This window comes from Neobacillus canaveralius, from assembly GCF_047237705.1.
GTDB lineage: Bacteria > Bacillota > Bacilli > Bacillales > Cytobacillaceae > Neobacillus > Neobacillus niacini_K.
Genome location: NZ_JBDFLL010000001.1, coordinates 2,971,072 through 2,992,073, shown reverse-complemented (window position 1 = coordinate 2,992,073; position 21,002 = coordinate 2,971,072). Strand labels below are relative to the sequence as shown.

General features: G+C 38.9%; 16 protein-coding genes and 1 pseudogene. 6 read left to right on the top strand and 11 right to left on the bottom strand.

Annotation, left to right across the window (positions count from 1 at the left end; genetic code table 11):
- Positions 1-55 precede the first annotated feature (55 nt).
- The 6 genes from ABC255_RS14990 to ABC255_RS14965 form a co-directional block, all read right to left on the bottom strand.
- Positions 56-274 carry a hypothetical protein gene (locus ABC255_RS14990; protein WP_412994646.1) on the bottom strand — a complete coding sequence of 73 codons (219 nt, stop codon included), beginning with the start codon at positions 272-274 and terminating at the stop codon, positions 56-58.
- Between the two features lie 29 nt (positions 275-303).
- Positions 304-1,773 carry an NCS1 family transporter gene (locus ABC255_RS14985; RefSeq protein ID WP_412994645.1) on the bottom strand — a complete coding sequence of 490 codons (1,470 nt, stop codon included), beginning with the start codon at positions 1,771-1,773 and terminating at the stop codon, positions 304-306.
- Between the two features lie 160 nt (positions 1,774-1,933).
- On the bottom strand, positions 1,934-3,352 hold the full coding sequence (gene hydA / locus ABC255_RS14980) for a dihydropyrimidinase (RefSeq protein ID WP_412994643.1): 1,419 nt from the start codon (positions 3,350-3,352) through the stop codon (positions 1,934-1,936).
- A gap of 15 nt (positions 3,353-3,367) precedes the next feature.
- Positions 3,368-4,654 carry an NAD-dependent dihydropyrimidine dehydrogenase subunit PreA gene (preA, locus tag ABC255_RS14975; RefSeq protein ID WP_412994641.1) on the bottom strand — a complete coding sequence of 429 codons (1,287 nt, stop codon included), beginning with the start codon at positions 4,652-4,654 and terminating at the stop codon, positions 3,368-3,370.
- Between the two features lie 79 nt (positions 4,655-4,733).
- Complete coding sequence (locus ABC255_RS14970; protein ID WP_412994640.1) at positions 4,734-6,098, bottom strand: NAD(P)-dependent oxidoreductase; 1,365 nt, start codon at positions 6,096-6,098, stop codon at positions 4,734-4,736.
- Positions 6,099-6,651: 553 nt separating this feature from the next.
- The gene (locus ABC255_RS14965) at positions 6,652-7,350 is read right to left on the bottom strand and encodes an NAD(P)H-binding protein (RefSeq protein WP_412994638.1); all 699 of its coding nucleotides are present in this window, start codon (positions 7,348-7,350) and stop codon (positions 6,652-6,654) included.
- Positions 7,351-7,500: 150 nt separating this feature from the next.
- Here ABC255_RS14965 and ABC255_RS14960 point away from each other — a divergent pair, with 150 nt between their 5' ends.
- Positions 7,501-8,118 (top strand): GyrI-like domain-containing protein, encoded by a 618-nt coding sequence (locus ABC255_RS14960; protein ID WP_412994637.1) that lies wholly within the window; start codon positions 7,501-7,503, stop codon positions 8,116-8,118.
- Between the two features lie 31 nt (positions 8,119-8,149).
- Here ABC255_RS14960 and ABC255_RS14955 read toward each other — a convergent pair whose 3' ends face one another.
- The 3 genes from ABC255_RS14955 to ABC255_RS14945 all read right to left on the bottom strand — a co-directional run bounded on the left by ABC255_RS14955 (position 8,150) and on the right by ABC255_RS14945 (position 11,097).
- The gene (locus tag ABC255_RS14955; RefSeq protein WP_412994635.1) at positions 8,150-8,914 is read right to left on the bottom strand and encodes a cobalamin-binding protein; all 765 of its coding nucleotides are present in this window, start codon (positions 8,912-8,914) and stop codon (positions 8,150-8,152) included.
- A 57-nt stretch (positions 8,915-8,971) separates the two neighbouring features.
- A complete protein-coding gene (locus ABC255_RS14950; protein ID WP_412994633.1) occupies positions 8,972-9,445 on the bottom strand; it encodes a branched-chain amino acid aminotransferase in 474 nt (157 codons plus the stop codon).
- A gap of 122 nt (positions 9,446-9,567) precedes the next feature.
- On the bottom strand, positions 9,568-11,097 hold the full coding sequence (locus ABC255_RS14945) for a DHA2 family efflux MFS transporter permease subunit (protein ID WP_412994632.1): 1,530 nt from the start codon (positions 11,095-11,097) through the stop codon (positions 9,568-9,570).
- 188 nt (positions 11,098-11,285) lie between these two features.
- Here ABC255_RS14945 and ABC255_RS14940 point away from each other — a divergent pair, with 188 nt between their 5' ends.
- On the top strand, positions 11,286-12,203 hold the full coding sequence (locus ABC255_RS14940; protein ID WP_412994630.1) for a TetR/AcrR family transcriptional regulator: 918 nt from the start codon (positions 11,286-11,288) through the stop codon (positions 12,201-12,203).
- Between the two features lie 133 nt (positions 12,204-12,336).
- Here ABC255_RS14940 and ABC255_RS14935 read toward each other — a convergent pair whose 3' ends face one another.
- Positions 12,337-13,209 (bottom strand): cation diffusion facilitator family transporter, encoded by an 873-nt coding sequence (locus tag ABC255_RS14935; RefSeq protein WP_335534727.1) that lies wholly within the window; start codon positions 13,207-13,209, stop codon positions 12,337-12,339.
- A 196-nt stretch (positions 13,210-13,405) separates the two neighbouring features.
- Here ABC255_RS14935 and rluF point away from each other — a divergent pair, with 196 nt between their 5' ends.
- From rluF to ABC255_RS14920, 3 genes and pseudogenes are all read left to right on the top strand, one after another.
- Positions 13,406-14,122, top strand: coding sequence for a 23S rRNA pseudouridine(2604) synthase RluF (gene rluF / locus ABC255_RS14930; protein ID WP_412994628.1), 717 nt, complete (start codon positions 13,406-13,408; stop codon positions 14,120-14,122).
- A gap of 110 nt (positions 14,123-14,232) precedes the next feature.
- Positions 14,233-16,046, top strand: a pseudogene (pepF, locus tag ABC255_RS14925) (oligoendopeptidase F).
- 149 nt (positions 16,047-16,195) lie between these two features.
- Positions 16,196-16,657 (top strand): YndM family protein, encoded by a 462-nt coding sequence (locus tag ABC255_RS14920; protein WP_412994626.1) that lies wholly within the window; start codon positions 16,196-16,198, stop codon positions 16,655-16,657.
- Positions 16,658-17,282: 625 nt separating this feature from the next.
- Here the strand turns inward: ABC255_RS14920 and ABC255_RS14915 are convergent.
- Positions 17,283-19,073, bottom strand: coding sequence for a bifunctional metallophosphatase/5'-nucleotidase (locus tag ABC255_RS14915; protein ID WP_412994624.1), 1,791 nt, complete (start codon positions 19,071-19,073; stop codon positions 17,283-17,285).
- Between the two features lie 169 nt (positions 19,074-19,242).
- Between ABC255_RS14915 and ABC255_RS14910 the strand changes: the two genes are divergently transcribed.
- Positions 19,243-20,949: a hypothetical protein gene (locus tag ABC255_RS14910; RefSeq protein WP_412994622.1), complete on the top strand. Its 1,707-nt coding sequence runs from the start codon at positions 19,243-19,245 to the stop codon at positions 20,947-20,949.
- Positions 20,950-21,002: the final 53 nt, after the last annotated feature.

Below are 21,002 nucleotides of genomic sequence, written 5' to 3'. Positions count from 1 at the left end.
AAGCTTTCAAAAGAGGAACGGCATTAAGCACCGATCCCCTTTCATACTTCTACTCTCATTTTATGCCTAAATTCTGTTTAATAAGTAAACTGGAAAAATACTTTCTTGCATTTGCCGTGCCAATAAGCAATGTCTCTTTATCCTTGCTACTTGGGTGGTAAAACTCAACGGAAGCACCATCTAAGTGTTCATGGACAGCATTAATTCGAAAGCCCTTCTGAATGAAAAAATCAAGCTTATCACGTTCATTAAGATATTGTTGATAATCTGACATCATATCCTCCTATAATTTAGAAATTTTCATTAGTCAAATTTTAAACTAGCAGGTGCTTCCTCGATGACAGACTCATAACCTTCCTCAATAACCCAATCACGCCCGACTGAGATTCCCAGATATTTCGCATCACTCGGATCTTCAATTTCAGCTTGGCGATACTTCTTAAACCACCAGTATTTGGCCAGGACATAATAGATAACTGCTCCAAGTAAGAACCCTACTAAAAATCCATATGCCGGGAAAAGATAAGAGATATACCCGCCGATGATCCAAGCAATTAAACCTGCAAGATTCACACCGCCCCAATATCTAAATTGACCATGGTCTTCGTATAACTCCGGCACATTTACTCGTCTTTTGCGGATTAAATAATAATCCGCAAACAGAATACCAACGATTGCTGACAATACGCCTCCAACGATTAGAAGAATAGGAATAATGACGCCAAATAACTCCCAAGGTTGAACAATCGTACCAACGATTCCTGCTGTAATAACACCCGCCCAAAATGGAAACTTCGGTCCGCCTACATTAGAGAAAATCGTTGCAGCTGGCACAACATTTGCAGCAGTGTTCGTAGACCACTGGGCTAATACGATCATCAATAGTAAAACCGCAAGGACAATTCCGCTGGCAGATTCTTGAAGTGCCACCACGGGATCAGCATTTAGTACCGCAATGTAAGAGACGGCACCAATGATGATCATGAAGGTTTGCGTTAATGGCATGGCAATAAGGTTTCCGATTAAAGAACTTTTATTTCTCTTAAACCAGTTCTTTTCGTTCACAGGGGCTTTCATAAATCGCGAAATTGACGGGATATCTGCACTCAATGTCGCCCAAAAGCCCATGTTACTAAAAATAACAACCATAAAAGCGGTAACCGCTGCACCACCGGTAACAGGTGATTCTACCCAGCTCCAAACATCTCTTCCTGCAGCCTGTGCTTGGTCTGATAGTGAAGAATACATCCAAATGGAGATTAAGATAATGATAGGCGCTGCTAAATCTGCAAATCGCTCAATAGACTTAATTCCTAGAGCGGTATTAACCAATTGAACAATTGCAAAAATAAAGAAGCAGACAAACCAATTATCAAATCCAAATAAAATATTTAAAATGCCGTTCATAGCTGTCGCACCGAAATAGGTATTAATCCCAAACCAGGCAGACGCGGTAACTCCCCTTGTAATCGAAGGAATATGGGTTCCAATGGTTCCAAATGGGGCTCGCATGTACACAGGAAATGACAGGCCATGCTCTATGCCGATATCCGCAATTAAGGATATAAAAAATCCGATGGCGAGTGAGCCAATGATGGTTGCAAGAATAACGAGTGGTAATGAGAGACTTTGAACCCCTGCACCGCCAATGGCAAAGGTAGCAAGTACTACAACCATCCCTACCCACATAAATGAATATCCTAGCTTTGTAACTTTTCTATCTTTTTGTTGAATTGGTAATAAATCTGAAGACTTTAAGTGGCTTTTTTTCATATGAACACTCCTTTTCGGTTTAGATACTAGAATTTATACGTTCAAATTCACATCACCGACAACAACAGACGTTATTTAAAGGGGCAATTGCTTGGAATAGCAAGCAATTGCAGGAGTCGTTCAACAATGAATGGAGAAAATGGTAATTTATCTGATGCTGTTAAATGGATAAGGTTTCGTTTTGGTTTAATGGTGCGTTTACACTGTATTTGGCTCTCTTTAAATATTGACCTGAACCTGGTTTGCCGACGAACTGCTTATCCCGCACGACGAATTCGCCTCGTGATAGTACGGATACTGGCTCTCCAGTGACTTTCATTCCTTCAAAGGCATTGTAATCGACCGCCATATGGTGAGTTTCAGCAGATATCACTCTTTCCACTTGTGGATCAAAGATTACAATATCCGCGTCAGCCCCCACGGCAATACTTCCTTTTTTCGGGAATAAGCCAAATAATTTAGCCGCTCGAGTGGAAGATAAATCAACAAACTGATTAAGACTAATACGTCCCTTCCTCACCCCCTCAGAGAATAAAATCGATAGTCGATCTTCAATTATCGGTCCACCGTTTGGAATTTTGGTAAAATCATCTCTTCCTAAATCCTTCTGTCCTTTAAAGTCAAAGGAGCATTGGTCAGATCCAAGCGTTTGAAGCTGACCGCTCTTTAAAGCATTCCACAACACCTCTTGGTTCCATTTTTCTCGTAGTGGAGGTGACCAAACATATTTAGCACCCTCAAAATTTGGCTTTTCTAAATAACTTTGATCTAAGACTAAATATTGTGGGCAGGTTTCGCCCCAAACATTAAAGCCCTTGCTGCGTGCTTCGGCGATTTTTTCCACCGCATCTGCACAAGAAACGTGAACCACATATAGTTGGGAGTTTGCCAGTCCGGTCAGTTTCGCTGCTCTTCCCGTTGCCTCTCCCTCTAATTCAGGTGGTCTTGTCAATGCGTGATAGATTGGGTCTCTGTTTCCTTCTGCAATGGCCTTTTTCGTTAAATAATCAATGACATCTCCATTTTCAGCATGGACCATCACAAGCGCTCCATGTTCTTTGGCTGAAACAAGGGTTCGGAAAAGCGTTTCATCGTCTGCCTGGAAAACGTTTTTGTAGGCCATAAACACCTTGAAAGAGGTAATACCTTCTTCATTGATTACATTAGGAAGTTCATTTAAGACATTTTCATTGATTTCAGCAATCATTAAATGAAAGCCATAGTCGATAACTGCCTTTTCTCTCGATTTTGCATGCCAGGTTTTGATTGCATTTTTTAACGGTTCACCTTTATTCGTTAAGCAAAAGTCTATTATCGTGGTTGTTCCCCCAAAAGCTGCCGCCATGGTTCCTGTTTCAAAATCATCCTTTGTCACGGTTCCTCCAAAAGGCATATCTAAATGTGTATGAGGATCAATCCCACCAGGAATAACAAGACAGCCATTGGCGTCGATTATTTCTGCTCCCGGTGCTGAAAGATTCGTGCCAATCTGAGATATTTTTCCGTCTTCAATTAATATTTCTGCTGTATAGGTATCTGAGGCAGTTACAATCGTTCCGTTTTTAATCAGTTTCTTCATACCAATTCTCCCTTCTTATTTGTGAATATCAATCTTACATTCTGCCGCAAGACTCAAGGCAGACTGTCTTTCATTCCAGGTCATCGGAGGCAATTCATATGGCACTTCCACCATATCGATTGCTCCATCAACAGGGCAGACAATAGAGCAAAGATTACAGCCAACACAATCCTCTTCTCTAACTTTCAAATAACCATTCCCGTTCTCGTCTGTTAACCTATCAATACATTGATGGGAGGTATCCTCACAGGCAATATGGCACTTGTTACAGTTGATGCACACCTCGGTATTGATTTTTGCGACAATATTATAATTAAGATCCAAATTCCCCCAATCCGAATATTTTGGAACGGATTTACCAATGATTTCGCTAACAGATCCAATACCCTTGCCATCTAAATAATGACTGAGTCCTTCAATCATATCTTCAACAATACGGAATCCATGATGCATAGCAGCGGTACAAATTTGCACACCAGTTGCGCCCATTAACATAAACTCCACGGCATCCTGCCAGTTCGAGATCCCGCCAATAGCCGAAATCGGAACATTAATATTTGCATGCCTGGCGCACTCTGCCACCATATTTAAGGCAATTGGCTTTACTGCAGGACCACAATAGCCGCCATGCGCACCTTTGCCAGCAACATGAGGAATGGTATTCCATGTATCAAGGTCTACTCCCATTAAACTATTAATGGTGTTGATCATACTGATAGCGTCGGCTCCGCCGTTACATGCAGCTTCAGCAGTAGCTGTAATATCCGTTATGTTTGGTGTTAGTTTTACGATGACAGGCGTTTTTGCTACTTCCTTTACCCAGTACGTCTGACGTTCTACTAGTGCTGGTACTTGCCCGGATGCCGACCCCATTCCTCGTTCAGCCATTCCGTGCGGGCAGCCAAAGTTTAATTCCAGACCATCCACCCCAACATCCTCAACACGTTTAACCAGTTCATGCCACTTCTCTTGTTTTGGCTCCATCATTAAGGATGCAATAATTGCATGGTTTGGAAATCTCTTTTTCGTTTCATAGATTTCCTTTAAATTAACATCTAAAGGCCGGTCGGTTATCAATTCGATATTATTGAACCCAACAACTCTCTGTCCGTTAAAACTTATCGCCGCAAACCTGGAGGTAACATTTAAGATGGGGTCACCTAATGTCTTCCAAACGGCACCACCCCACCCTGCTTCAAATGCTCGCTGAACCTGATACCCTGAATTAGTTGGAGGTGCAGAAGCTAACCAAAATGGGTTAGGAGATTTTATTCCTGCAAGATTAATACTCAAATCAGCCATATGAATTCACCCCTTTTTTATAGAAACATCCTTTCACAAAGGAAAACGCTTACATAAATATATCCTTACGAATTTTAAATTATTTTGCAGTACCAACTGCTGTAATTTGTTTATGAATGCTATAGGCTGCCAGTTTCCCTTGCTGTGCAGCGGTAACCACCATGGCGTCACCTTTGCCTTTTCCAAAAACAACATCACCACATGCATATATTTTGGGATTGGAAGTTTGATAGTTTTCTTTATTTACCTGTACGACTCCACTTTTATGCTGTAGTTCTAGTGCCTCAATTAGCTCAAGGTGTCTTGTTTGACCGATTGCTTTGATAACAGCGTCAACCGGAATGATATATTCAGATCCTTCAACTGGATTAGGTCTTCTGCGTCCATCTTGATCAGGCTCACCAAGATTCATTTTGATACATTCAATTCCCGTTACCTTTCCATTCTCATCCCCAATAATTCTCTTAGGTGCTGTTAACCAGCGGAATTCTACACCGTCCTGTTTAGCAAATTCAAATTCAAAATCATAGGCTGTCATTTCCACTTCTGTTCGACGGTATAATATTTTTACATTTTCTGCACCTAAACGTACGGAACAGGTGGCACCATCAATGGCTGTATTTCCTGCACCGATGACAGCTGCACGCTTTCCAACAAAAGCCTCTGATAATCTTCCGCTTTTAGTTTCCTTAACAAACTCAATGGCATCATAGACTCCATCGAGGTCTTCACCTTCGATACCTATATGAGGAACATGTGCCATGCCAACCGCTAAAACAATACAATCATAATCTTCAAGTAAATCCTTTACGGACACATCTTTACCAACAATTGTATTGGTTTTGATTGTTACATTAAGTTTTTCAACCTGTTCCACCTCCCAATACGAGATGGATTGCGGAAGACGGAAAGAGACAATCCCGTAGGTATTTAATCCGCCGGCTTTTTCTGCAGCTTCAAATATCGTCACTTTATATCCAAATCGAGCTAGTTCTCTAGCCGCTGAAAGTCCAGCTGGTCCCGCGCCGACAACAGCAACAGATTTACCATTTGGTGTTCCAGGCTCAAACAAAGTCTGCTCATTTTTGATCGCCCAATCGGTAGCATATCGCTGCAGGTTACCGATCATAATGGGTTTTGTGGAATGGTTTAAGACGCATGCACCTTCACACAGCTCCTCTGTTGGACATACTCTCGCGCAGCTTGCTCCAACTGGATTGGAGGTCATAATCGTTTTTGCAGAGCCAAGTAAATTACCTGAGGCGATTTTTTTTATAAAAGTTGGGATATCGATGCCTGTGGGACATGCCTTAATACAAGGGGCATCATAGCAATAAAGGCAGCGATTCGATTCTTCCAACGCTTCTTGATTGGTAAGTGCACGTTCTACTTCTTGGAAATTTCGTTCTAGATCGATAGTGGAGATTCGCTGTATTTTTTCCAATAAAAAGCCCTCCTTCTTAAAAGTGATTTTACTGAAAAATTTTGCATCTATTGTAAATTTTACAGACCATAAAACTGCATTATATTTATACAACCTGTAAAATGATGCTCGTATTCTACTATCCAATAGGTAACTCGATTCAGGTAAAACATGAAAGGTGATCCTTATTACTAGATGATGTTTTGAAGGGAAATTGCGTTGAATATAGTAGTAGATAAATGAGAGTTATTCTTGTACCAATGTTAATCTTTTACCAATTTATCACATGTGAACAAAAAATTTTGTAAAATCACATCGAACCAGCAATTGAACTTTATGAAAAAAATAAAATGGAAACCTTACGAAAAAACCAATATTTTCACGTAAAAAACAGAGTTAATCGAAAAGTCAGCGACAGTTAATCTAACAAATAAGTTCTCGACATTCTTAAATTTATTGCCGAATGAATCGACCAACAAAAAAAGTGCACCTAATTGGTACACTTTTTATCGATTTATTGATTACCTTTTTTTCACCCACTCTGCAACTTGAATTGTTCGATATTCTTAGTGTTTTACGGTAGCTTAAAGCTTTTTCCATTCTGAAAACCGTCCATTGAATCAATTTCATGTGAAAGATAGATATGTTTTCCCTTTATATCAGACTGCGCCACAACGGCCATCGCGGCTGCAACTTTTCTTGCTTGTATCCCCCGGTACGGACGCAGTGGACCTATCATGATTTTGTTCAACACAACACTAGCTTTTTCGGCGAATTTCTCTCCCAACCGGAACTCTTCCCGCTTCCCCAGCAATAATGAAGGTCTGAAAATATGCAGTGAAGGTATGTTTAAATTAATAAGAGTTTCCTCTACTTCCCCTTTTACTCGACTATAAAAGAATAATGACTTAGTGTCGGCACCCATAGAACTGACAATGAAATACTTTTTTGCGCCGTATTTCTTTGCTATTTTTGCGGCTTCAATAGGATATTGGTAATCTACTTTACGAAAAGCTTCTTTTGTCTTTGCAACTTTTATGGTTGTACCTAAGCAGCAGAAAACATCTGTGACTTTAAATAACTCATTGTATTGATTTAATTTATCGAAATCAATGATATGTACTTCACATATTTCAGATTCAACTTGAATCGGTCTGCGAACCAATAGATGTACTTTTTGATAGTGCCCATTTTCACTCAGTATTTTGACTAATTCTTTTCCGATTAGACCCGTAGCCCCGAGCACAAGTGCTGTTTTTTTATTTACACCCATATTTTTCAGCAAGCCCCTCTCAACTTTAAGCAATCTCATAAGGAAATTATACCATGCACAAAAGGTTCAAATAAAAAGAGGAAATGAAAATGTTTTTTCACAATAAATGTTATATCATTTTTATGTAGGCCACTTAAAGGAGAGCGAACGATGAAATATGAATGGAGAAAAAAAGAGAAAGATTTGTATTTGCCTGGTTCCCACCCAGCTAAGATTGCAGTTCCTCCAATCCATTACTTCACATTAAAAGGGAAAGGCAATCCAAACGGCGAAGCTTTTAAGGAAAATGTGAAGGCACTATATGCATTATCATATGCGATAAGGATGCTACCAAAGAAGGGTATAACTCCCGATGGCTATTTCGAATATACGGTTTTCCCTTTAGAAGGTGTCTGGGACTTGGATGAAGAAGGGCGACAATTAGAACAGCTGGACAAAAACAGACTCGTTTATAAGTTGATGATTCGCCAGCCTGATTTTGTTACAGCAGAACTCTTTTCGTTTGTCAAAGAAGTATGTGCGAAAAAGGTATCAGATGTACTAATACGGTCAGCTAAATTTGAAACGATTGAAGAGGGCTTGTGCGTCCAATGTATGCACATCGGAGATTATGATAGTGAACCTATAACTTTTTCAAAAATGGATGATTTTTGTGCCTCCAATAACCTGACCAGGATAGACAAGAGGCACCGGGAAATCTACATAAGTGATCCAAGAAAGTCGGAACCTTCAAAATTAAAAACAGTTCTGCGGTATAAAGTAAAGTAACGCTTGGAATCTTGCATCCAAGCGTTTTCTTTTAATGTATTAACGCAAAAAGTTTCTCAAGCCCCTCCAAAAGCCTTGGGGATGGCCGGCAGTATAGTTCTTCTTCAAGAATCAGGATTCTGTTATCGTCAACAAAACCAAGTGTTTCATATCCGGGACGTTTGGTAACATTGTTTTTCTGAACTTTTTCCTTTCTTACTCCTACCCAGGCAAGGCAAATAAAATCTGGTTTTCTACTCAGGACGTCCTCCCAATCTGTCTGAACGCTGGCTAATTCCACGTCATGAAAGGCATTGATGGCACCCGCTGCTTCAGAGATTTCGGTAAGCCAATTGATTTTCCCCGGAGTAAAGATTGGTTTTGGCCACCACTCCCAATAAAGAGAAGGCTTCTTGTTTGTGTTTACGCCTTGTTGTTTGACTGCATTTAGCCGATCTCGAAATGCTTTTGCTGCAGTCTTGCCAAGTTCCAACTGATTCAAGGCTTCAGCAGTTTTGAGTAAATCCTCTTCAATGTCCGTCAAATACTGAGGGTTTAAAACAATGTGAGGGATGCCGCGCTCTACTAATGCTACTACATTCTTTTCCATCCCTGGCACACTTAAAGAAGCAAGGACAAGGTCCGGCTTCAGTCCTTCAACAAGGTCCATATTTATTGATAAATCAGGTCCTAGTTTAGGTAAACTGGCAATGGACGCGGGCCAGTCCGAATAATCGTCAACTCCCACTAAAAGATGATACAAACCTAAGTATTCCATTATTTCAGTATTACTTGGGCACAATGATATAACTCTCAAAACTCTCCCTCCCTTTCTCATATCGTAACTTAGATACAAATAAACAACCAGCATATTTTAGCTGGTTGTTTGTTTAACAGTATGAACTAAAGTGGTTAAAAACTGGTGTATTAATTGAAACGCCTCGTGGATGGAAATATTTTCTGTATATCCATTTACGTAATTTAATGCGAAGTTCAAATCCCATAAACCATCGTCATGACTAAACACTAAATCAAATTTTGCTTCATCACCATGTAAAGAATGATTTAGCTGTTCCTTTAATAGTTTCTCAAACTTCTTTTGAAGCTTTAAACCCAGCATCACATCATAGGTTCCAAAGACATCATCAACCTCGACTGACACACCCTCTATACCAATTTCTTCAAATAACTTAGACTCTACATAAATAAATTCATTTTTATGTTCTTTTAGATATGTAATTGGCTGGTTTAAAAAATTCGACGATTCATTGGCAATCATCGTTTCTGTTTCCTTGCTGCAACGTTCAATATAAGCATCAGTAAAATTTGAGTTCAATTTGTTATCCATTTAATACCCTCCTATAAAAACAATCCCACTTTAACTATATAGTTATGTAAAATAAAAAAGCAAATTTTTCAATATATAAAAAACGTCTAAACTCACATGGAGTTTAGACGAGAAGTATCATACTAGTTTTCAGCTAGTTTATTTACTACGTTTTTTCCTGCTGGATTATCCTCTATAGTATCTTCTGCTTGTTTCGCACGTTTCATAAAGAAAGCAAGGATAAGGGCAACAGCAGCAATAAAGACGGACACGAAAAAGGCAAAATTGATGCCGTCTAAGGTGGCGCTCATCATGATTTGCTGCTTCATTTCAGCTAGTGCTGCTTGCGTTGGCTGCTCAGTCAAGTTTGCCATAGCAGCTTCGCCTAACTCTTTAGCCTTTGACTCTGCACGGTTTGACATGACAGTTACCAACAATGCTGTTCCGATTGCTCCTGAAACTTGCTGAAGTGTATTGTTCATAGCAGTACCGTGTGGGTAAAAACGCGCAGGCAGTTGGTTTAAACCGTTTGTAGAAACTGGCATCATCACCATCGACATCCCCAACATTCGAACTGAATATAAAAGCAGTAAATGTGTATACGTTGTTTCAAGTGATAATTGGCTGAAAAGATAGCTGGTTACTACCGTGATAACTAAACCAGTTATAGCTAAAATGCGTCCGCCAAATTTGTCGAATAGTTTTCCTGTAATTGGTGACATGAGTGCCATAAGTATTGCTCCTGGAAGCATCATTAGCCCTGCGTCAAGCGGCGAAATCCCGCGTATTGTTTGAACATAAATCGGCAACAACAGCATCCCTGAAAACATTGCCATTGTAAGCACCATAGAGATAACAGATGATAAAGCAAACATAGGGTACTTAAAGATCCTATAATTTAGCATAGGCTGATCTTGCTTTAATTGACGTAGGATGGAAACAAGTAATGAAATAGCTCCAATCGCAATCGTTAAATAAACTTGTGGACTGTCCCAGCCTTGCTTTCCAGCTGAACTGAACCCATAAAGCAAGCCGCCAAAGCCCACGCTTGTAAGTAAAACAGATAAGAAATCAAGTCGAATATCAACTTTTTCTTTTTTATCTTTTAATAAGAAGAAACCGATTAATAGAACAATCGCTGCAATTGGTGTTACAAAGTGGAACAACATTCTCCAATCATAGTGTTCGATTAACCACCCTGATAATGTTGGTCCAATTGCAGGTGCCCCCATTAATACTAATCCAAAAATCCCCATTGCAGCTCCCCTTTTCTCAATAGGGAAGCTTACTAACATGACATTCATTAAAAGTGGCATCATAATCGCAGAACCCGCCGCTTGCGTCATCCTGCCTGCTAATAATACCGGAAATACATGTGCCAACCCAGCAAGAATGGTCCCTGCTGTAAATAAGCCCATGGCAACTAAGAAAAGTTTTCGGACAGAATATTTTTGAATTAAAAATGCTGTAGTTGGTATTAATATACCATTTACTAACATAAAACCCGTAGTCAACCATTGCACAGTTGAAGCATCTACCTCTAAATCAGCCATTATGGATGGAAGTGCAATATTTAGTAAGGTGTTATTTAAAAAAGCAATAAATGCCCCAATCATCAGGATTACAATAATCCCGTATGGGGGACGTTTCGATTCATTTTTTACGTGTTCCATGTTCTATGCCCCCTGTGTAAACTCTTTGTTCATTTTTTTATACTCCTGTTTCACGCTTTATTAATAATATACCGTCGGTTCATTTTTTGCAATCAAAAAATACTACAAATTTATGGATTTGTAATGCCCAAATTTTTAATGTAGTATATTTTTATACAGTCAGTATATTCAGGATTATAGGTGATAAAATGAATGATCGAAAACAGCATGTCATAAGTAAGGCCCATCAATTATTTATTGAAAAAGGTTTCCAAGCTACATCGATTCAGGACATTTTAGATTTTAGCGGTATCTCAAAAGGAACCTTTTACAAATATTTTTCATCAAAGAGCGAGCTACTAATTGCTATTTATAAGGCAACCTTCAAAAAACTCCAAAAGGAAAGAGACGATTTATTGATTGGCAAAAGTCCTTCAGATATCGAGGTCTTTATCAAACAGCTAGAAATGCAAATGATTTCTAATCGAAAAAATAAGTTAATTGCTCTTTACGAGGAAGTAATGTCAACAAATGATGCAGATTTGAAACAATATATCCGCATCGCACGATTACGATCACTAAGATGGATGTTTAGCAGGTTTATTGATATCTTCGGCGAAAAAAATAAACCATACTTATTAGATTGTGCCATTATGTTTCAGGGACTCATGCAGCACAACCTCCAATACAATCGCTTAGCTACAGATTCTAATGAGAAAATTAGCCATGTTGTCAGATATAGTGTGAATCGTTTAGTTAAGATGGTTGACGAAGTAGCTGAAAATGAAGAACAATTGCACCACCCTGAGCTTTTAGAAAAATGGCTCCCAGGTCTTCAAAATAATAACCATGAATTAATCGTTCAATTTTACAAAATTGTCAGTCCTATGAGAAATTGCATCACAAAACACTTTCAAGATAAAAACGACCAAGAAAAATATAACGAACTGTTAGATTTTATCCAAGAAGAAATCATGCATACGAGGGCACCAAGAAAATTTCTAATCGAAAGCGCCCTCCAAACACTGCAAAACAACCCTGCAGACATCTGGAAAAAAGAGGTCCTTCAGCTTAACCAAATCATAACTGCATTCTTTCTACATTTGGAAGAAGAGGAAGAACACTAAAAATAGACATTATAATTGGCTCTGCTATATAAAGCTACAGGGCCAAGTATATAAAATGCGCAGAAAAAATTACTAGAAATAACAAAAAGGAATGGAGTGTAAAATCTCCATCCTTTTTGTTTTATGTATGGTCTTATTTTGGTTCTACGTGAACATGTACGTCATACACCTTATGTGTCCTGATTAACTCCTCTTCAACTTGTGTGGCGATATCATGCGCCTTTTTTACATCTAATGTAGAATTTACGAGAATGACAACATCAACAACAACGTTATTCCCGTAATTTCTAGCTTTAATTTCTTTCACACCCTTTACGCCCTGACAATGATGGATGGTTTGTTTATATACTTCTATTTCTTTTTCATCAAATCCATCCGTTAAATAAAGAGAGGCTTCTTTAAAAATGTCCCATGCTGTTTTACAAATGAGGAGTCCCACAATTACTGCTGCCAAAGGATCAAGCCAAGGGAGTCCAAATTGTGCACCTATAATACCAATAAAGGTACCCACACTTACCCAGGCGTCAGAGAGATTATCCTTTGCTGCTGCCATGACCGATTGACTGTTTATGTCTGTTGCTAGTTTTTTATTATACCGATATACCCAGTACATCACGAACGCACAAAAAAGCCCCGTCCATGCCGAGATAACATCTGGTATTCCTATTTGTACGTAAAAAATACTTACGATCGCTTCGTATGCAACCTTTAAACCGACGGCCGCCATGATAAAGGAAGCGACCATGGAAGCTACGGTTTCTGCTTTCCAGTGTCCATAAGGATGATCATCATCCGCAGGTCTTTGGGATAATTTTAGACCTATCAGAACTGCCACTGATGCAATGATATCTGTTACATTATTTAAACCGTCTGCTTTCAACGCCTCAGAATTTGCTATATATCCAACCGCTAGTTTTAATGCAGACAAACAAATATAGGCGATAATACTTACAATCGCTCCACGCTCTCCTCTTTTTAAATCAAGAAATCCTTGTTCTTCTAACATTTTCCTCACCTACTTCTTATCCCTATTTATATTATTGAACAAAAACCTCTAGTGGGTCTAGAGAAACCTTTTTCCCCAGCTCGAACTTTATAACAAGTACGAAAAAGAGTTGTATTAGGTAAAAACTAAAGAAGCTTAACCTTGAAATTCAGCTTGCAGTTAAGTATTCTAAAAACATATTGAGCAAATTAAGGATGTGTTTAACCTGCGATTAAATAAATTTATTTCCGAGTCTGGAAAAACATCAAGACGCGGTGCAGATAAATGGATAGAGGAAGGAAGAGTCACAATTAATGGGAGTGTCGCTAAGGTCGGCAGTCAAGTCGAGCCTGGTGATGTGGTTCGTGTGAACGGTGAAACCATTCGGGTAGCCAAAAATAATGTTTATATTGCTTTAAATAAGCCTGTTGGAATTACAAGCACAACTGAAAGACATATAAAAGGTAATATTATTGATTTAGTGAATCACCCACTGCGAATTTTTAACATTGGTAGATTAGATAAAGATTCCGACGGCTTAATCCTTTTAACAAATGACGGAGATATCGTCAACGAAATATTACGTGCGGAAAATAAACATGAAAAAGAATATATCGTTACGGTTGATAAGCCGATTACATCTGACTTTTTGAAAAAGATGTCAGAAGGAGTTAGAATCTTAGATACAACAACCCTGCCCTGTAAAGTGGAACAGCTGTCCAAGTATGTTTTTAAGATTATTTTAACACAAGGGTTGAATCGCCAAATTCGTCGTATGTGCTCTGCTCTCGGATATTCGGTTGTTCGTCTTCAGCGGATTCGAATTATGAATATTAACTTAGGAAATCTCCCTGTTGGTCAATGGAGGGATTTAACGAAGAAAGAAAAAAATCAATTATTTAGTGATCTCAATTACGAACCCCGAGAGTGGTGAAAAAGATGAGTCGAAACGTAATCGTTCGACTCATCTTTTTATTTGCTTTAATATTCAAATAATATATGATATTACTTAGGAACACGAAGGTTTTTAGAGGAGGAGAAAAAATGGAAAAAACAGTAGCAAAGCGGTTAACCCGATCAGAAGTTCCTGAAGAGTTAACATGGAATCTTGATGATTTATTTGTGTCAGATCAGGCATGGGAAGCTGAACTTGCACTGATTGAAAATGATACTGCGAAGATTGAAGTCTTTAAAGGTACGTTACATACTAGTCAAATGAGTTATCAGCATGCTTGATTGCGGAAGAACAACTATTAATGAAAATGGTCAAAGCAGCAACATATGCAAGCTTAAAGCACTCCGCTGATGGGACAGATTCCCTCAACCAGGCTAATACTGCCAAATTAGCTGCTCTACGGACAAAAATCACTGCTGCATTATCATTTATAAATTCTGAAATCCTTTCACTTGAAGAAGGTACTGTAGAGAAATATTTACAAGAGAATTTTGAACTTCAACCATTCCGAAAAGATTTACTGGAGCTGCTTGAAACAAAAAAACATCGGCTTTCACCTGAAACAGAAGAAGTATTAGCAGCTTTGGGTGAAGTACATGGTGCCCCTTATACTATATATAATATGGCTAAATTAGCAGACATGGACTTTTCCCCTATTGCTGATAGTGAAGAGAATGAATTACCTGTTTCTTTTGCCTTATTTGAAAACCGCTATGAGTTCTCAGCAGATACAGAAATTCGTAGAAAGGCCTATGACTCTTTCGTTTCAACTCTTAAACAATACAAAAACACAATCGCAGCTGCCTATTCTGCTGAAGTAAAGAAGCAAGTGACTCTTTCACGTTTAAGAAATTATCAGTCAGTTGAACAAATGCTTTTAGAACCACAGCAAGTAACACTTGAAATGTACAACAATCAGATCGATATTATCTTTAAAGAGCTCGCCCCTCATATGCGCCGGTTTGCTAAGCTTAAGAAAAAGGCTTTAGGCCTTGATGGCATGAAGTTCTGTGATTTAAAAGCACCATTGGATCCTGATTTTAATCCAGAAACAACCTACGAAGAGGCAAGTCAACTTATCCTGGAATCGTTGAAGGTAATGGGACCAGAGTATAGTGAAATCATTGAAAAAGGCTTTAAGGACCGTTGGGTTGATCTTGCCGATAATATTGGAAAATCGACAGGTGCCTTCTGTTCAAGCCCATATGGTGCACACCCATATATTTTAGTTACATGGCAGGATAATATGCCAGGCTGCTTCACCCTAGCACATGAATTCGGCCACGCAGGTCACTTTTACTTAGCAAACAAGCATCAAAGAATTATGAATGTCCGCCCTTCCCTGTACTTTATAGAAGCTCCATCAACGATGAATGAGCTTTTATTAGGACAGCACCTGTTAGCAAAAAATGAAGATAAACAAATGCGTCGTTGGGTAGTCCTTCAGTTGCTCGGAACGTATTATCATAATTTTGTTACTCATTTACTGGAGGCTGAATATCAACGCAGGGTTTATGCGTTAGCAGAAAACGGGAAAGCACTTACTGCCAATACACTATCTGAAGTGACCAGAGCCGTACTCACAGAATTCTGGGGAGATACGGTGGAAATCGATGAAGGTGCAAGCCTAACCTGGATGCGCCAACCTCACTATTATATGGGCTTATATCCATACACCTATTCTGCTGGTTTAACTGCCTCTACTGCTGTGGCGCAATTGATACAAGAACATGGTCAGCCTGTTGTTGACACCTGGCTGGAAGTCCTTCGTGCAGGTGGAACAATGAAACCACTAGAGCTTTTAAAACATGCTGGTGTAGATATGTCGACACCAGCGCCAGTTCAAAAAGCAGTGGCTTATGTAGGTTCGCTAATAGATGAATTAGAAAAGTCATACGAGTAATCAAGTGCCAGGCACCTTCTCATTGTGAGATCAGTGCTTGGCACTTTTTTATTGTGAGATCAGTGCTTGGCACTTTTTTATTCATGATAGATGGTAATGAATAATAAATAAAAAATTTATACACAATATTTTTTTAAGGAGGTGTTAAGATGAAGCATGTAAAAGCTTTAGCCATTAAATTTGTTTCAAGTCTTGTCCTCCTGTCGCTTATCCTCGGTTTATTATTTGACATGGCATTCAGCAACATCTTTCTTATCACACTTGTTCTTGGTGTCGCAGCCTATCTCATCGGAGATCTATTGATTTTACCAAAGACAAATAATACCATAGCAACGATAGCGGATTTTGGATTAGCGTTATTCATTATCTGGATAATGAGTGAAAATCTAACCTATGGGGACAGCCATTTTTTAATGTCTTTAATTGCTGCACTTGGTGTTGCATTATTTGAGTATATGTTCCATAAATATGTTGCAAATAATGTTCTTCCAAACAAAGGCAGACAACAACAAACAAGGCCCCTACAATACCAAACAGAAGCTTCAAAAGAGCTGACTCCAGTCAGGCAAGATGTAAGAAGCTCTACTGAAGAAAACAAAAAGCCCGAATAAGAGTATAAGCACCCTCTGAATCATGTTCAGAGGGTGCTTTTCAGGCTGTCGAGTATGTTCGACAGCCTTTACTTTTTTTATAACTTTAGGAAATGCACCGTCTTTAGTATGTGGGGCAAGACCCCGGATTAAGGACTAACCCTCCTTTGATGCGCATACGATTTGTCCTCAAGACCCCGGATTAAGGACTAATCCTCCTTTGATGCGCATACGATTTGTCCTCAAGACCACCGATTAAGGACAAATCTTCCTTGGCACCGCGTACATTTGTCCTTAAATCGTAGCACGTACAAGATTTAAGGAATAATCGTTAGGTCAGATTCAGCGAAAAACAACAAATTGCCGAGAGGAATACCCTTTCTCGACAATCAGTAGAATTCCCAATGAGATCTGTCCTTCATATGCATGATGAAAGACAAATCAAGAGAATTCCCTGTAAGATTTGTCCTTCATAAGGTTGATGAAAGACTAATCAAGAGAAAACCCAGTGCGATTTGTCCTTCATAAGGTTGATGAAAGACTAAACAGTAGATTCCTCATCGAGTTTAGTCCTTCATAAGGATTTACGAAAGAAAAATTATTTCTTTACAGAGCCATTATAAAAAAACAATATGGTTTATCTCCTCTAATACCTAACCTTTTGAATTCTGTTATCCATTTCATAAGTGAACGGTTTTGGTTGAGCAGCGATAAAGTCTACGAGTACGTCTAAGTCAACTGGTCCTATCACTTTATTTTGCGCTTTCGTAAATACTGTGAAACCATCTCCTCCACCTGCGAGGAAGATATTTGCCGCTACAGTATAGGTTTTATTCGGATCCAATTGAGTACCATCAGGAAGTAGGATATTTACAACCCTTTGCCCATTCGGAGCATTTTCATCCCATGTGTATGTGAATCCAGAAATTTGAAGCATCGTTGTTTTAGTGCCCCACTGTTGATTAAGAACATCGCGTATTTGCTGTCCTGTCATGGTCATTTTAACCATATCATTATTAAATGGCTGAACGGTGTAAATTTCCCCCCACGTAATGTCCCCTGGATTAATATCGGCTCGAATACCGCCCGGATTCATAAACGCTATGTCTGTATTTAAGGCTTGCCTTTGCGCGTCAGCTATTAAGTCTCCAAGGATAGATTCTCCGTTATCATTGCGGAGCGCTGTTAAATTAACCGACGTTGAGCCAATTATCCTATTTACTATCGGTTCAACCGTAGCTTCGTATTTCGCTACCATCCCAGCTATTTCTGGGTCCGGTTTTATACCTTCTTGAAACGTTGTTACGATTTCTGCCCTCTTAGTAACGATATCTTTCGTTTTCGGGTCAATCTCAATATCGACATCAGAAAATGCAGTACCATAAGAATAGGATTGAACTACTAGCTTATTGTCAATTGTTGCATTCATATAAGCATGATTATGTCCGCCAAAAATAATATCCACTTCGTCGTCAACCTTATTGGCGATATCGACAAGCATGCCAGTTGGATTTTCACCATTCACACCTGATGTACCTGGATTGTGTGCCAAGACAACGATTGATCGAACTCCTTGCTTTTTCAATTCTGCTACATTACGATTAATAGCCTCCACTTCGTCAGAGAAGGTTAAGCCTTCCACTCCGCTTGGGACTACGATTGTCGGTGTCTCCGTAGTTACGACCCCGATAAATCCAATTTCCATCCCATTTACTTTTAAAATTTTATAAGGCGGTAAAATGGATTCTCCAGTTTTTTGATCAATGACATTCGCTGCCACCCAAGGGAAATCGGCTCCAGCAAAATTGCCTGTTTCTTCATGAGTCCCGCCATTAATAAGACGAAGTAGTTCTTTTACTCCCTCATCAAATTCATGATTGCCTACTGTTCCAATATCGAATCCTAGTTTGTTCAATATCTCGATTGCAGGCTCATCCTGTAAGAGTGCTGAAGCTGGCGGACTTGCCCCTACCATATCCCCAGCTTGTACAAGGAGCGTGTTCTTATTTTCTGCTTCCCTTTGTTTTAAATAAGCTGCTAAGTAATCTACTCTGCCTGCCGGTTTTCCACCAACATTACGCGTTACATTTATTTGTCCGTGTAAATCATTAATCCCCAAAAGTTGAACTTGAATATAACGATTATTCGCAGCAGGGGGGTTTTCCTTTTTCAGTTTTGTTTCCGGACGATTAGAAAGATGGCCATGATATTCTTCTGACAAGCCTTGATCATTTCCTAAAGAATTTTTAGTTATGGTGCCAACATTACCTTTATTGTTTTGCGAGGTAGCCATAGGATTTAAATTGTTAGAATGGTTGGCTGCTTGTTTTGAATTTAAATTATTTGCTTGGTTTCCATCTGTAGCATTTTGATTACCTGCACAACCAATTAAACTGATTGTAAGCAATGATATAAGCAATTTATAGAGCCATTGCATATAATTCCTCCTTGTTTTTTCTATAGAAGCTTTGGTATTTTTTGCTTAAAAACAAAGTTTATGCAAAATTGACCATTTCAAAAAAGCTATTATTGAAACTTTCTTCCTAGCTAATCGTATATAAATAGAATCAAGTTATATAGAATTTGATTAAAAAGGGGAATTAGTTATGGGGAATATGTTTTTATTTTCATTGATTATTGCGATTGTATCTGCTCTTGTTCTTATTCCGATTTATAGGGTTGATACGTCCACCAATACGAAAAGTAATAAAAAGAGTCCAAGCGGGGCTAGAAGGTTAATTCCGGGAGCTATTATCGCTTTGATCTTTATTTTGATTCCTTCTGCCTTTGCTTACTATTATTTTACGAATTATGACCGAAACCTCTCCTCTTTATGGGGACTTGCCATTATTATTACTGCTTTAGGTGCACTCATTGCTACTGGAGCGGAAAGGAAAGTGAAAGCACTGCTCTTTGCAGCAAGTCTAATCCTTGGAATTTACTTTCTCACAGCCTTTCTCTTTAACGCGGATGAAAAATATGAGATTGCAAAGATGGACCAAAAAGTAGAGATTAAATCTTTTGATGAAAAAGAAACACCTGCTAGTGTACCACCGGAGTTTGCCCGTAATAAAATGAAAAAAGCTTTTGGTCAAGTGCCAAATACAAGCTATTATGAACTGGGAAATCTTCAAATTCAAAAAGTCAATGGAGATTATGTTTATATTGCACCTGTTGAGTTTTCTGGGTTTTTCAAATGGTGGAAAGGAAAAGAAACGCCTGGTTACTTTACCTTAAGCGCCACTGATTCTTCTGATAATCCAAAATTTATCAAGTCAGACATGATTTATACACCTTCTTCCTATTTTAATAAAGATGTAGAACGACATATTCGGATGCAATTCCCGAAACATATTTTCTACGGTGATGTTCAATTAGAAATTGATGATGATGGGAAACCCTATTACATCCGCTCGTACGGTCAATTTATTTCAGCACGAAATGGCTTTGACGTTAAAGGTGTAGTCGTAGTAGATTCGAAAAATGGCGACACAAAGTCATATACTCTATCAACTGTTCCTGATTTTATTGATGGTGCAGTATCACCTGAAATTGTCAGCATGCAAAACAGCTATTTCGGAAATTATGTTCATGGATTTTGGAATAGCCTCTTTGGAAAGTCAGATGTCAAACTTCCTTCTGATGAAGGAACAGAGGCAAATGTAAGTCCAATTTTTGATCAAAAAGGGGTTATGTATTATTTCACTGATTTTACCTCACCTAAAGAAGGTGTCGATTCCATGCTTGGTTACTCATTGACCAACTCGCGTACAGGGGAAGCAACCTATTACACAGGTAATCCAGAAGAATCTTATATGGATTCACAAGGGGCACTGCAAATTATTGAAAAGAAATTTATTGAAAAGAAATGGCATGGGGAAATGCCTGTCATTTATAACTTCTACGGAGAAGCAAGCTGGCTGACACCAGTTCTGGATTCGAATGGATTTTTACAGAATTACTTTATCGTATCCGCCGCTAATCCGGAAATTTCCGTGTTTGGTGTTACTCCAAACGAAGCTCTAAAACAATATAAAACCGCTCTCCAACGAGGCGGCGGTTCAGTGGATGGCAGTTCGAAGGCGGATGAAAAACAGATTACAGGGACCGTTCTCCGTGTATATAAAGAAAAATCAGGCGACTTCACTGTTGTTTCATTCCTTTTAGATAATAAGAAAAGTTATATCCTATCCTCTGAAAAAGAACCATTGATCATTTATCTAAAAGAAGGAGACAGCGTAAACGTAACCTATTTGGATACGGATGAAGACTTCCTTCCTGCCAAGGAGATTGTTATTGAGGGCTTAGAATAATCCATAAAAAACACGATGAAGAGGAAAAGCTTCATCGTGTTTTTTTATGCTTA